Here is a 13,167-nt window from a genome sequence, read left to right as displayed (position 1 = left end):
GAGACGTTGAGCAAGACCCGAGAACGTGTAGAGGCAGTCAGCTCGAACGGGGTCCTCCAGCAGGGACGTGGCGTCGGGCCTGTCGCTCCCCCACGGGTGTCGGCCCGCCGTCGCCGACCAGGTGTCATCGCCCTGTCGCTGGCGCTGATCGCCGCCGGAGGGGCGGGGGTTGCCGTCCTGCTGCTGCAGGTCGGCCAGCGCACCGAGGTGGTGACCGTGGTCCGCGACGTCCAGGTCGGCCAGGTCGTGACTGAAGACGATCTGGGCACGGCCTCGGTGGCCCTGGACCCGGCTGTCAAGGCGGTGCGCGGCACCGACCTGGACTCGGTAGTGGGGAGGCGGGCCGCTGTGGAGCTCAAGCCCGGTTCCCTGCTCGCCCCGTCCCAGGTGACGAAGGACTCGCTGGTGAAGGCCGGTGAGCAGTTGGTGCCGATCGGGCTGAAGCCGGAGCAGGTGCCGGCCACGGCGCTGGTGCCGGGCCAGAAGGTGGAGCTGGTGCACGTCCCGGCCCAGGGCCAGACGGACACCGGCAAGACGTCCGACACCCTGCCGCAGACCATCGCCGGACGGGTCGTCAAGGCCTCCACCGCCGCCCCCGGCACAGGAATCGTGGTCGTCGACGTCGCCACCGCCGCCCAGGAGGGACCGACCGCTGCCGCGTGGGTGGCGGCCGACACTCTGCGCCTGGTCCTCGCGGCCCCGGACGGCAACTGATGGCTGTCATCGCGCTAGCCGGGTGCAGCGGCGCGCCCGGCGTGACCACGAGCGCGCTCGCTCTGCTGCTGTCGTGGCCGCTGGAGCCGGGCCGGAGGATGATCCTGGCCGAGTGCGACCCGGACGGCGGGGCGGTGCTGCACGGTCTGCTGCAGGGCACGCTCGGTGACCGGTACGGGCTCCGCAACATCTCGGTCGCTGCCCGCAAGGGCGAGTTCAGCGACGCCTTCTGGCGGCAGCTGATCGACCTGAGCAGCGAGGACGGCAAACAGGTCTCACCGCGCGACCGGCTGCTGCTGCCGGGCATCACCGACCCTGCGCAGGCAGCGAGCCTGGTCTCGGTGTGGAAGGTCCTGGCGCAGATGTTCCGCGGCATCGATGCCGAAACCGGCCACGACGTCCTGATCGACCTCGGCCGCCGGGGGGCGTACGGGCCCTCCGGCGTCCTGGCCGAGCAAGCCGACGCCGTGTTGGTGGTGGTCCGCAACACCCTGCGCTGTCTGCAGGCCGCTCAGGCCCGGGTGAGTGAGCTGGAGGAGCGCGTCGGCGACATCGGGCTGATTGTGATCGATGAGGGGCCCTACCCCGCGGGTGAGGTGCAGCGGGTGCTGCAGGTGCCGGTGGTGGCGACCTTGCCGTACGCGCCGAAGGATGCCCGCGTGCTGTCCGACGGCGCCGAGCAGCCGCGTCACTTCACCAAGTCGCCGCTGATGAAGGCGGCCCGGACGGGCAGCAGCGTGCTGGTCCAGCGGGCCGCGATGCGGCGGGCCCGCCTCGATCCGCGCGGCACTTTTGCCACGGGGGAGGTGACCCGTGCGCGGTAGGCCTCTGCACGCCGATCCGAGCGTGGCCCCGCCGCCCGGCCGCCCCCAACAAGCGTGGCCCCGTCAGGCGAACGCGACGCCGGCCGGCGCTGCCTCCAGTACGCACGGGCTCGGCGCAGCGGCTCCGCAGGTCAGCGTGGATTACAAGGTCGCCCGGCACATCGCGGCCCAGGTCGCCAAGCAGCGCGAGGAGTTACTGAAGACCACACCGGGCATGGACCGGGCCAGCGAGGAGCAGCGCTGCCTGGACTGGATCAACGAAGCGGTCGCGCTGTGGTCGGACGCCCAGGCCATGACCCCGCACGAGGACAGAGCACTGCGGCGCGCTGCCTATGACCTGCTCTTTCGGGCTGGCCGGTTGCAGCCGTATCTGGACGACGAGCGGGTCGAGGACATCATCATCCAGGGCCCGGACCAGGTGTGGCTCGACTACGGCGACGGCGAGCGCCGGATGGTGGGGCCGATCGCGGACTCGGAGGAGGAACTGCTGGAGCTGCTGCGGGAGTTGGCCCGGGGCTCCGGGCCCAGCGAGCGCACGATCTCCACGGCGAACCCGACGCTCGCGCTGTCGCTGCAGGACGGCTCCCGCCTGCAGGCGATCACTGGGCTTGGGCCGATGACCTATGCCGTGATCCGCCGGCACCGGGTCTCTCACGCCGATCTCGACGACCTGGTCCGGCTGGGCACGATCGACCCGATTCTGCGGGAGTTCCTCGGCGCCTGTGTACGCGCCGAGAAGAACATCATGATCGCGGGGAAGCAGAGGGCCGGGAAGACGACGCTGCTGCGGGCGATGCTCAAGGAGTTCGACCCGGAGTGCCGCTTTGCCACCGTCCAGACCGAGGACGAACTGTTCGCCCACGCCAACGGCTACCACCGCCAAGTCGTCTCCCTGGTGGGCCGGGAGTCCAATGGTGAGAAGGACGTCACCGGCCGCGGCGCCGGTGAGATCACGCTGCTGGACCTGATGCACCCGGCGCTGCGGATGTCGCTGGAGCGGATCGTGGTCGGCGAGGTCCGTGGTCCCGAAGTCGTGGCGATGATGCAGGCGTTGACGAACGGGTCGGGCGGCAACCTGTGCACGATCCACGCGCGCCGCCCCGACGTCATCTTCGACCGGATCGCCGAGCTGTACGCGCTGGCGCAGGGCAACTTGTCCGAGCAGCTCGCCTACCGGCAGACCGCCAACGGTCTCGACTTCATCGTGTACGTCGACATGACGGATGAGACGCAGATCGGCGGCCGCCGCCACCGCTACGTCTCGCACGTGCTGGAGCTCACCGGGATCGGCGAGTCCGGTCGTCCGGCCACGAACGAGGTCTTCTCCCCCGGCCGGGAGTTCGGAGAACTGCGGGCGGTGCCGCGTATGGACCCGGGCTGCATCGACGATCTGCGCCGGGTCGGCTTCGACTCCACGCTGCTGCAGCACCCGTACGGGGCATGGGCGGCGCCTCTGGCGTTGAAGGTGGGGGCGAGCCGATGACGCTGTTGCTGGCGCTGCTGAGCGGCATGACCGTCATGGGCGGGCTGATCGGCGTCGTGGCCGGCCTCGTGGGCACCACGGCGCCGCGCCGGGCTCCACTTCGGCAGCGCTGGAAGGCCGTGCGGGCGGGGCAGGAGCAGGCGGAGGACGTCCGGCTGCGGCGGCGGACGCTGACGGCAGCCGCGGCCATGGTGTTCGGCGCGGTGTGGCTGGTCTCGGGGAACTTCGTGGCCGGTGCAATGCTCGGTGCGGCCGTGGTGGGTGTGCCGTGGCTGATCACTCCGGCGCAGATCGTGCAGGAACGCATCGGCCAGCTGGAAGCCCTGAGCGAGTGGACGCAGCGGCTGGCCGGGCTGCTGCGGCTGGGCATGGGCCTGGAACAGGCGATGATCACCAGCCGGAAGGGGGCTCCGGAGGAGCTCGCCGAGCAGATCGCGGGCCTGTCGGACCGGCTGCGGCTGGGGTGGCGGCCCGAGGAGGCGCTGCGGGCCTTCGCGGACGAGCTGGACGACATCACCGCGGACAAGGTGGCGGCCGCGCTCATCCTGTCCGTCAACGACCGCGGCCCGGGCCTGGCCCAGGCGCTGGAGGACCTCGCCGCGACGGTGCGCGACGAGGTCGCCGGCAGGCGGAAGGTCGAGGCCGACCGGGCCAAGTCCCGCACCACGGTGCGCTGGATGACCTCCATTACCCTCGGCGTCATCGTCGCCGGGTTCTTCGTGCCGTCCTTCACCCGCCCGTACAACACGCTGCTCGGGCAGTTGGTGCTGGCGGTCCTGACCGCCGGGTTCGTCGGCACGCTCGCCCTGATGCGGTCGCTGGGCATCTTTCGACGGATCGCACGCTTCCTGGAGGCCGATCCGAGCAGCACCGTGCGCCTGCCCGCATCCCTGGCCCAGCCGGATGTGCCGGCCGAGCGCGAGGTTGAGGGAGTGAGCTCGTGAACCTGCTGCCTGCGGTGGTCACCGGCGGCGCCCTGGGCGCGGGCGTCGCGGTGCTGGTGCGTGAACTGCTGCGCCCCCAGCCCGCCTTGGCTGCGGCGCTTCAGCGCAGTGCCCCGGGCCGGCTGACCATGCCGGAGCCCGAGCTGGACCGGGACGAGGTCTGGGGCCGGTGGCTGCTGGTCCGCCTGGGGCGCCTGCCCGGAGTGCGTATCCCTGCCAAGAACCTGGCCTTGCTCGGCCAGGGGCCGGGCCAGTTCATGCTGAAGAAGACCGCGCTCGCCGCACTGGGCCTGCTGTGTCCGGTGCTGGCCGCCATTCCGTGGATTATCGCGGGTATCTCGCTGCCGTTCTACGTGCCCGCCGTCGTCGGGCTGGCCGTCGCGGGGCTGCTGTTCATCACTCCCGATCTGGTGGTGCGGGACCAGGCCAAGCGGGCGCGGGAGGAGTTCGCCCACGCGCTGTCCGCGTACCTGGACCTGGTGGCGCTGCAGCGGGCCGCGGACGCCGGTCCGGCCGAGGCCTTGGAGAAGGCCGCCGCGGTTGGCCGCGGCTGGCCCTTCCTCTACCTGCAGGCAGCGCTGCGGCGCGCCCGGCTGGAGAAGATCCCGCCGTATCAAGCGCTTGAGGACCTGGCGCACGAGTACGACCTGCCGGTCCTGGAGGACGTCGCCGACATCATGCGCGGCTCGGCCACCGATGGCGCCGCCGTCTACAAGGCCCTGCGGGCGCGGACCGCCGCGCTCAACACCGAACTGCTCGCCGCGCAGGCCGCGGAGGCGAACGCCGCCAGCGAGAAGATGACCGCCCCCGGCGCCCTGCTCGCCGTGCTGGTGATGCTCCTGATGGCGTTCCCCGCGGTGATCCGCATGCTCACCGTCTGACCGAACTGATGCAACGCACGGCACGAACTCTGTGGAGGTTTCCCCCTCATGAAGCACACCGTAGCCCGCACCTACCGCGCCGTCCGCTGGCTGACGTCCCGCCTCGAGGACGGGTTGGGCGAGGCCGTCCGACGGCCGGACCGGGGCGATATCAGTATCACCACCGTCATCATCTGGGTCGCGGCGGTCGCCGGGGCCCTGGTGATCGCCGGGACCATCGCCATTGTGATCAACAGGTACAACGTCAGCCTGTCCGGCATCTGATGGTCTCCGGTCGGCTTAAGGACTGGTGGCGCGGGCTACGGTGGCGCGACGACCGCGGGGACGCGTCGGTCCAGATGGCGATCGTCTTCCCGTTCGTGCTGCTCGCCACGATGGCGGTCATCCAGGCCTCCATGTGGTACTACGCGCGGCAGATCGCTCTGACCGCCGCGCGTGAGGGTCTCACCGAGGCCCGCTCCTACCAGGCCACCCCCGCCGATGGCGCGGCCCGGGCCCGCGATGTGCTGGGCCGCGCGGCGGGTGACAGCCTGCTCAACCCCGGTGTCTCCACCGCGGGCAGCACCGCCGAGCGGGTGCGGATCCAGGTGACTGGGACGGCTCAGTCGATGATCCCGGGCGTCGCCGGCCTGCAGGTCAGCCAGTCGGCCTCCGGCGCCGTGGAGCGCTGGACGACTCCGGGAGAGTGAGCGTCGTGCGAAGTGCCCGGTGGAGGGCGGCCCGAGGGGATGCGGGCAGCGTGGCGATCGAAGCGGCCATCATCTTTCCTGCGCTGATCATGTTCGTGTGTATGGCGATCGCGGGCGGCCGCCTCGTCACCTCGGGCGCGAAGATCGACGCTGCGGCCGAGGACGCCGCGCGGGAGGCCTCCATTCACCGCACCGTGGGCGCCGCCCAGGACTCGGCCCATTCGGCTGCGATCGAGTCCCTGACCGACCAGGGCATCAAGTGCGCCTCCAGCAGCGTCACCGTGAACACGGGCGGGCTCAACGTGCCGGTCGGGCAGGTGGGGACTGTCACCGTGACCGTGAACTGCACGGTCAATCTGTCCGACCTGCTGCTGCCCGGCGTGCCCGGGGCTCGCACTCTGGAGTCGACGGCTATCTCCGTAGTGGACCAGTACCGGCAGAGAGCTCTTGGGTTCGTGAATTCTGAAGTGTCGTGGAGTACGAACCGAAGTGCGGGTGCTGACCTGTGAGCGCGCGCGGGTACTTGGGTTCACGCTTCGTGCGTCAGGCGCGCGCGAGCTCTTGTTTGGCAGGTTGCTCGTGCGGTGAGCCAGACGGTCTCGAACTCTCCGGCGGTGAGGTCCTGCGGTTCGTGTGCGTCCCACTCGTGGACGGGAACCTCCGCCGTGGCGCCGAACGTCGCTTCGTAGTTTGCAAGGGTTCCGGCCTGCTGGGCGGCTTCCCATTCGGCCAACGAGGCCGCGGCGATGGGCTTCTCGAGCGGTCCCTGGAGCTCGACCTGGCGGGTGACCCAGCCGTCGGCGTCGACCTCGAAATAGAACCAGGTGTCTTCCTCGGCCCAGTGGCTGCGGAACCAGCGCGTCATGGCGTCATTGTCCGGGATGAAACGGCGGCCATCGGCTCACAGATCCTGGGTCCAGACCCCTACGGGGTGTTCGTCGGGGTGCAGCGAGAGCCGGGGTTGGCGGTCGCGAAGGTTTTCTCCACCGGCCTGCCAGGGAAAGGCTCCGTCGCGGTTGGGCCAGAGGACCTGGAGGAACGGGAACGGCAGCTTGCGGTAGAAGCCGATCGCGGTGCCGAAGAACGCCTTGTACCAGCGGTAGTCGACGGGTTTGAGCATGATCGGGACGCCCGCGATGTCGTGTCGCTCCTGGTCGGTTTCCAAAGGCTGTCCTTCGACGGCTCGCCGGCTGAGGTCGTTGAGGAGTGTCTGCATCAGGTGGATCTCCAGGCCGAACATCGCCAGCTCGGGTATCCGGTGCCGATGCCACAGGCCGATGGTGTAGGCCCAGCCCGGCCCCTGGTCGTCGGCGGGGATCATCATGACCTGCCAGCCGTGCTCAGCGACGGTGTCGACGGTCGACTGCGTGCGGGGATCCAGCGCGTCGGCCTGCTGGCAGACGACGCAGTGGCAGGCTGCGGGATCGGTGGGCATGGCCGTGAGGCTATGGCAACGCGTTGGCCCCTCGTCCGGCGGGAGTGGTCTTGGCCATGCCGGCTTGCTGTCCCCCGCGCCAGTCGCCGCCAAGGCCAGCGCGTCCTGGTCAACGATCTCTTGCTCGAAGTCTTCACCGTCGACGGCCGGTTGCAGGACTTGCGGCGAGCCGCGATGCCGCACCACCGCGAGCGTCATCACCGGGCCAGTTCACCACAAGAGCCCCTGTTTCAGGATTATCGAAGCCTCTCCATGATTCCTGAAGGTTCGTCATGTTCTTCACCCCCGTCAGGCGAACTCCCTGACCAGGAGCCGAGCATGACCTGCGGTGGACGTGGCTCCCGAACTCATGACGTTTCCGACGCGAGGGGCGTAATGACCGTCCAGCAGGAGCGCGGGCGCCGCCGCATCCGGTTCGATGACCGTGGTGGGATCACGGTGTTCGTCGCGGTGTGCGTGGTCGTGCTGCTCGGCATCGTCGGTGTGGCCGTCGACGGCGGCGGCAAGATGCGCGCCACCGAACGCGCCGACTTCATCGCCGGGGAGGCCGCCCGGGCGGGCGGGCAGGCCATCGACCCTGCCCAAGCCATCACCGGCGAGGCGATCGTCGTCGATCCGCAGGACGCACAGGCCGCAGCCCAGGAATACCTGCGCTCTGTCAACGCTGCGGGCACGGTGACCGTGTCCGCCGACGGCAAAACGATCACTGTGACCGTCAACGGCTCGTACGACACGAAGTTCCTGCCCGTGGTCGGGATCGGCTCGATGCCGGTGACCGGCCACGCCAAGGCCACCCTCCTGCACGGCATCACCGCTCCCGAAGGACCATGATGCGCACCGCTTCCTCCCCCGCCGCTCGAGTCCGCACCCTGGCCCGGGTGATCAAGGCCGTGTGCAGCCTGCTTGTCCTGGCCGGCGCGGTCGCCGGGCTGCCGCTCGTGCTGGCCTGGGCCACTCCGGTGGTCTGGGAGGCCGGCCGCGACGACCTGGCCCATCTGCTGGACCGGCAGGACACCGGCGCAGCCTTCCTGATGCTGCTGATCGCGGTGGGGTGGATCGGCTGGGGGCAGTTCACGTTCTGCGCGGTCCGGGAGCTGATCGCGCAGTTGCGCGGCCGGACGTGGCACGCACCGCGGGGGCTGGGCTCCTCGCAGCGGGCCGCGGCCGCGCTGATCGGGAGCATCCTGGTCCTCCTGCCGACGAGTTCGGCCCTGGCCTCCTCCCCCGCCCAGGCGGCACCAGCCGCGAGCGCCGCCCCCGTGCCCGGGCAGGCCCAAGCCCGGCAGACGACCGAGGTCGAAACCGGCTCGGAATCTGCCGCGCACACGCCGGCCTCCCGCACGACGTACACGGTGCGCGAGACGCGGCCGGCGGAGAGCCTGTGGGGCATCGCCGAGCGGGAGTTGGGCAACGGCGAGCGGTGGCGGGAGATCGCCGACCTCAACGAAGGCCGCCCCATGGTCGACGGCCAGGTCTTCCACGCCAACGGCTTTCTGCAGCCCGGCTGGCAGCTTCAGATGCCCTCAACCGCCACAGCCGCGGGAGGAGTTCGTACGCAGCTGGATAACAGCGCCCCGGCTGCCGACGCGAGCGGGCACGCCGTCACGGTCCACGCGGGCGACTACCTGTCGAAGATCGCGGAGGAGGAGCTCGGCGACGGCGGCGAGTGGCCGAAGCTGTTCGAGGCCAGCCGGGGCAAGCCGCAGCCGCACGGCCTGCCCGCCATCTCCGACCCGGACGTCATCTACGCGGGGCAGCAGGTCATTGTGCCCGGAGCCCAGCCCGACCAGCCGGGCCAGGACCGTGACCAGGGTGATGAGCCGGGCAGCCAGGAGTCCACTCCCCCGGCCGCTCAGAAGCCCGACGGCACACAGCAGCCGGGCGCGGGCACGGATGAGGCACCCGCGCCGAGCCAGAGCACCGCGCCTGCACCGCAGCCGTCGGCCCCCGACACGCCGGCCAGTCGCCCCGCCCAGCAACCCGGGCAGGAACAGGTCTCCCCGTCCGCTCCGATCGCCGCGACACCCGACCCCAGTGCCGCATCATCTGCCCCCGCACGGTCGGCGCCGACTGAACCGTCCGGCACCGCGGCCTCCTCCCCCGCCACCACGGCGTCCGAGACCCCAGCATCAGCTCCGGCCAGCAGCCAACTGAACCTGCGCACCGTGCTCGGCGCCGGCGCACTGCTGGCCGCCGCGATCACCGGTGCCCTCGCCCTACGTCGGACACTGCAGCGCCGCCGCCGCAAGCCCGGCGAAACGATCGCCATCGCGCCGGAAACATCCACAGCAGAAGCCCAGTTGGCGGCAGCCGCCGAGCCGGACGGCACAACCCGCCTGGACGTAGCCCTGCGGACCCTGGCCCACCACGCGGCCCAGCAGGAGGACACCACGCTCCTGCCGCCGCTGCGGGCAGCCCGGATCGGGGCCCGCACGGTGGAGGTACTGCCCGACGACCTCTCCCACGAGCCGCATCCGCCCTTCGTCTCCGGGCAGGGTGGATGGTGGGTCCTGCCCGCCGATGCCCTGCTCCTGGACGAAGAGACCGCCCGCGAGGTGCCCGCGCCGTATCCCGGGCTGGTCACGATCGGCCGCACCGCGGCGGATGACCTCCTGCTGCTCAACCTCGCGCAACGTCCTGCACTGCTGCTGGACGGCAACCCGGTCCACATCACCGAGGTGTGCACCTCGCTCGCCCTGGAGCTCGGGATGAGCCCGTGGGCGAGCGACGTCGAAGTCGTCACCGTGGGGTTCGGCGAGGACCTGCCGCAGTTGCTGCCCACCGCGCGGATCGCCCACATGCGGCAGGCCGCGCACGCGCTGCGCGATCTGAGCGAACGGCTGCTGGAAGCGCACCAGATGCCCGAAACCCAGCATCAGCCGTATCTGCTGCTGTGCGCGTCCTCTCTGGACGCGGACACGGCCTGGCAGTTCGCCGACGTCATCGACAAGGCGGGCACGGTCCCCGTCACGCTGATCGCCCCGGCGAGCACGGCAGCCGCGCACTTCCCCGAGGCGGAGATCCTCAACGCCTCCCTCAGCGATCCGCAAAGCCTCGACTACGCCGGCACTCACATCACGGTGCAGCGCCTGGAGCACGCCGCCTACCTGCAGATCACCACGGCCCTGAGGGTGTCCGGACAGCCGTCCCACCCGGCCGAGGGCCCCTGGCAGGACGTCCCGGACGAGCCCGACAGCATGCAACAGCCCGAGCAGACCGTCCCGGAGGAGTCCACCGCACCCGCCACCGCCGCTGCCACCAGCCGCCCGACGGCGTCGGCGGACCCGAGCGGCGAGGTCTTCCCGGCCTTGCTCGCCGCCACCACCGATCCGTCTGGGCTCCGCCTCCTGCCCTCCGCCGCGTCGTCGACCAAGCCTGCCGACGAACCCGACGCAGGCGTCGAAGCAACAGCGCCTGCGGCCCCCGCGCCACCGGCGGCCGCGGAAGCCGCCGAGGCGGACGGCCAGGAGGACTCCGCCGAAGAACTCACGGCGGCGGAGGCAGACGAGTGCGAAGCGCACGACCTGCACGCCCCGGAGATCCGCGTGCTGGGTCCCGTCGAGGTGACGGGCGTGGACAGCACCGGCCACGGCCCGCGGATGGCGCAGCTCGCCGCGTTGTTGTTCTTCCGACCCGGGCGAAGCGCCGACGTGCTGTGCGCCGACATGGACCCGCTCAGCCCCTGGACGGCGAGCACCCTCAACGCCCGGCTACAGGGCCTGCGTCGCTCCCTGGGCAACGACCCGAGCGGCAGCCCCTACGTACCGCGCCGCAAAACCGGCGAGGACCCCTACCGGCTCGCCCCCGGCGTGCGCTGCGACTGGATCCGCTTCCTGCAACTCGTCGAAAGGGCCCTGCCGATGGGGCAGTCAGGCCTCACCGACCTGGAGAGGGCGCTGACTCTGGTGCGCGGCACACCGTTCGGCGGCAAACCCCTACCCTGGGCCGAGCCCTACCAGCAGGAAATGATCACGCGGATCATCGACGTCGCGCACACCGTGGCCACCTACCGCACCCCCGCCGGCCCGCACCATGACCTCAGCGCGGCCCGCCGCGCCGTCGCGACCGGTCTCGACGTCGACGACACCGCGGAACTGCTGTATCGGGACTGGCTCCGGATCGAGCATGCTGCCGGGAACCGGCAGGGGCTGCACACCGCCATCACCCGCGTCCAACAGGTCAACCAGGCACTGGACTGCTCACTCGACACGGAGACCGAGGACCTCATTCGCACCCTCCTCACCCGGACCTCTCCTGCACGAGCCCAGGGCAGATGAATGACGAACAGGGAACGATCCGCTGCCCGCACGCAGCCGGAAAGAGACGACCACGACGTACAGCACGTAGTGGGAAGAGGAGTACGGGTGGCCGCGCCGGTGCAGCTGACACGGATGCACCGGGTTCTGATCGGCGTGGTCGTCTTCGGTGCCGTCATCATCGCCGGCATCGGCTTCGCGGGTTCGTATGCCGCAGTCCGCGAACTGGCCCTCAACAAGGGCTTCGGGAACTTCAGTTACGTCTTCCCGATCGGCATCGACGCGGGCATCTGCGTCCTCCTCGCCCTGGATCTGCTCCTCACCTGGATACGGATACCCTTCCCGCTCCTGCGCCAGACGGCGTGGGTGCTGACGGTGGCGACGATCGCCTTCAACGGCGCGGCGGCCTGGCCGGACCCGCTGGGTGTGGGCATGCACGCGGTGATCCCGATCCTGTTCGTGGTCTCGGTCGAGGCCGCCCGCCACGCGATCGGCCGCATAGCGGACATCACGGCGGACAAGCACATGGAGGGGGTCCGCATGACGCGCTGGCTCCTCTCCCCCGTGCCCACGTTCCTCCTCTGGCGCCGGATGAAGCTCTGGGAGCTGCGCTCCTACGACCAGGTCATCAAGCTCGAACAGGAACGCCTCGTCTACCAGGCCCGCCTCCGCTCCCGCTTCGGCCGCACCTGGCGCCGCAAGGCCCCGGTCGAGTCCCTGATGCCCCTACGCCTGGCCAAGTACGGCGTCCCCCTCGCGGACACGGCCCCGGCGGGCTTGGCGGCGGCAGGCATAGCACCGACTTTCCGGCCCCCGGCCGAGCGGGCCGGCGCCCCCACCCCGCCAGAACACGCCTCCCTCGAGACACCAGCAGCCCCTGACCAGCAAATGACCAAGCCGGACGGAGCAAGGCCGCGACACGTCCCCGCCTCCGCACCCAAACGGTCACCTGCCCCTCAAGGGTCGGCTGAGGACGCCGTCGACCGGCTCGCCGAGTCCTACCAGACGTTCATTGCGCAATTCCACGTCGAGCCGACCGCCGCGCAGTGGGCCCTCTGGCTCCGCGACGCGTACGGCATCTCCACCGCAGCCGGTGCCCCGCTCTCCGAGGAACAAGTCCAGCCGCTGCTCCGGGTACTCCCAAGGCGCGCTGTTCCTCACACCGAAGAGATCGGCGTATCTGAAGAACCACAGGCAGACTTCGTCATGCGCTTCAAGGAGCGCGAGTTCGCCGGCATCGACTCACCCGCCGATGAGGCTGCCGCCGATCCCGGCGGACAGGCCGCCGACGAACTCCCGCAGGAGGAGCATCCCGAGGCGGCACCCGCCGGCATGGGCGCGCAAGCCGCCACGGAGCGGCGCGGCCCGCTGGTGAACACCCCCATCGATGCTCCGCTGCCAGGCCGTGATGACGCAGCCACGAAACGAGCTGCCCTCACCACCGTCGACCGCTACTACCTCGCATGGATGGAGTGCCAGGCCGGGCAGGGCGAGGAGCCCACGGCCGAGCAGCTGTCCGCCGCGCTCGCCGCGAAGGGCATGTACGGCCGCGGCCGAAAACCGGTCAGCCCCGCCAACCTGCGCCGCTACCTCCTGTCCTTCCGCCTCTACAACGTCTGGGCCCAGCACCGGGTGCACGGCCGCCAGCCCTCGCTCAACGCCATCGCCCAGGAATGCGCAGCCTGCGGGATCACCGGTCAGTACAACAAGCCCATCACCACCGATCACCTCACCCACGAAGCAGACGACTTCGAACGACGCTGGCAAGCCCTCACCCACCACCGCACCAGCACGCACCGGTAGGTCCGCGACCGCACGCCGCCTGCGCATCGGCTGCATCAACGGTGTTGAGTAGGCCGAAGCTGTCAGCCGTGACTACAGCCAGGACGCCTGTTCGCCAACTCATTGCTCTTGAGCTAACCGTGCCCGGGACGTGTATCG

13 protein-coding genes are annotated in these 13,167 nt (G+C 70.5%); 11 read left to right on the top strand and 2 right to left on the bottom strand.

Annotated elements, in window-relative coordinates:
• Window positions 1-6: 6 nt before the first annotated feature.
• Genes ACTWQO_RS26175 through ACTWQO_RS26140 form a run of 8 tightly spaced genes read left to right on the top strand, consistent with a single transcriptional unit; the run spans window position 7 to window position 6,044 of the window.
• Window positions 7-714 carry an SAF domain-containing protein gene (locus ACTWQO_RS26175; RefSeq protein WP_443239800.1) on the top strand — a complete coding sequence of 236 codons (708 nt, stop codon included), beginning with the start codon at window positions 7-9 and terminating at the stop codon, window positions 712-714.
• Complete coding sequence (locus ACTWQO_RS26170; RefSeq protein WP_443239799.1) at window positions 714-1,538, top strand: hypothetical protein; 825 nt, start codon at window positions 714-716, stop codon at window positions 1,536-1,538. Before ACTWQO_RS26175 ends, ACTWQO_RS26170 begins: the two co-directional genes overlap by 1 nt.
• Window positions 1,528-3,021, top strand: coding sequence for a CpaF family protein (locus ACTWQO_RS26165; RefSeq protein WP_443239798.1), 1,494 nt, complete (start codon window positions 1,528-1,530; stop codon window positions 3,019-3,021). The genes ACTWQO_RS26170 and ACTWQO_RS26165 overlap by 11 nt, the downstream gene beginning before the upstream one ends.
• On the top strand, window positions 3,018-3,965 hold the full coding sequence (locus ACTWQO_RS26160) for a type II secretion system F family protein (RefSeq protein ID WP_443239797.1): 948 nt from the start codon (window positions 3,018-3,020) through the stop codon (window positions 3,963-3,965). Before ACTWQO_RS26165 ends, ACTWQO_RS26160 begins: the two co-directional genes overlap by 4 nt.
• Window positions 3,962-4,846, top strand: coding sequence for a type II secretion system F family protein (locus tag ACTWQO_RS26155; protein WP_443239796.1), 885 nt, complete (start codon window positions 3,962-3,964; stop codon window positions 4,844-4,846). Before ACTWQO_RS26160 ends, ACTWQO_RS26155 begins: the two co-directional genes overlap by 4 nt.
• A gap of 48 nt (window positions 4,847-4,894) precedes the next feature.
• The gene (locus tag ACTWQO_RS26150) at window positions 4,895-5,110 is read left to right on the top strand and encodes a hypothetical protein (RefSeq protein WP_443239795.1); all 216 of its coding nucleotides are present in this window, start codon (window positions 4,895-4,897) and stop codon (window positions 5,108-5,110) included.
• Window positions 5,110-5,535: a TadE family protein gene (locus ACTWQO_RS26145; RefSeq protein ID WP_443239794.1), complete on the top strand. Its 426-nt coding sequence runs from the start codon at window positions 5,110-5,112 to the stop codon at window positions 5,533-5,535. The genes ACTWQO_RS26150 and ACTWQO_RS26145 overlap by 1 nt, the downstream gene beginning before the upstream one ends.
• A gap of 50 nt (window positions 5,536-5,585) precedes the next feature.
• Window positions 5,586-6,044, top strand: a complete 459-nt coding sequence (locus ACTWQO_RS26140; protein ID WP_443239793.1) for a TadE/TadG family type IV pilus assembly protein — start codon at window positions 5,586-5,588, stop codon at window positions 6,042-6,044.
• A 20-nt stretch (window positions 6,045-6,064) separates the two neighbouring features.
• Here ACTWQO_RS26140 and ACTWQO_RS26135 read toward each other — a convergent pair whose 3' ends face one another.
• Together ACTWQO_RS26135 and ACTWQO_RS26130 are read right to left on the bottom strand one after the other, a co-directional pair.
• Window positions 6,065-6,400, bottom strand: a complete 336-nt coding sequence (locus ACTWQO_RS26135; protein ID WP_443239792.1) for a hypothetical protein — start codon at window positions 6,398-6,400, stop codon at window positions 6,065-6,067.
• A gap of 36 nt (window positions 6,401-6,436) precedes the next feature.
• Window positions 6,437-7,168 (bottom strand): DUF4262 domain-containing protein, encoded by a 732-nt coding sequence (locus ACTWQO_RS26130; RefSeq protein ID WP_443239827.1) that lies wholly within the window; start codon window positions 7,166-7,168, stop codon window positions 6,437-6,439.
• Window positions 7,169-7,345: 177 nt separating this feature from the next.
• Between ACTWQO_RS26130 and ACTWQO_RS26125 the strand changes: the two genes are divergently transcribed.
• The 3 genes from ACTWQO_RS26125 to ACTWQO_RS26115 all read left to right on the top strand — a co-directional run bounded on the left by ACTWQO_RS26125 (window position 7,346) and on the right by ACTWQO_RS26115 (window position 13,029).
• Window positions 7,346-7,801, top strand: a complete 456-nt coding sequence (locus ACTWQO_RS26125) for a pilus assembly protein TadG-related protein (protein ID WP_443239791.1) — start codon at window positions 7,346-7,348, stop codon at window positions 7,799-7,801.
• Window positions 7,801-11,247, top strand: coding sequence for a LysM peptidoglycan-binding domain-containing protein (locus ACTWQO_RS26120; RefSeq protein ID WP_443239790.1), 3,447 nt, complete (start codon window positions 7,801-7,803; stop codon window positions 11,245-11,247). Before ACTWQO_RS26125 ends, ACTWQO_RS26120 begins: the two co-directional genes overlap by 1 nt.
• A 114-nt stretch (window positions 11,248-11,361) precedes the next feature.
• Complete coding sequence (locus tag ACTWQO_RS26115; RefSeq protein WP_443239826.1) at window positions 11,362-13,029, top strand: DUF2637 domain-containing protein; 1,668 nt, start codon at window positions 11,362-11,364, stop codon at window positions 13,027-13,029.
• Window positions 13,030-13,167: the final 138 nt, after the last annotated feature.

It is taken from the genome of Streptomyces sp. 4N124, from assembly GCF_052245395.1.
GTDB lineage: Bacteria > Actinomycetota > Actinomycetes > Streptomycetales > Streptomycetaceae > Streptomyces.
This window is presented reverse-complemented; position numbering and strand designations above follow the sequence as displayed.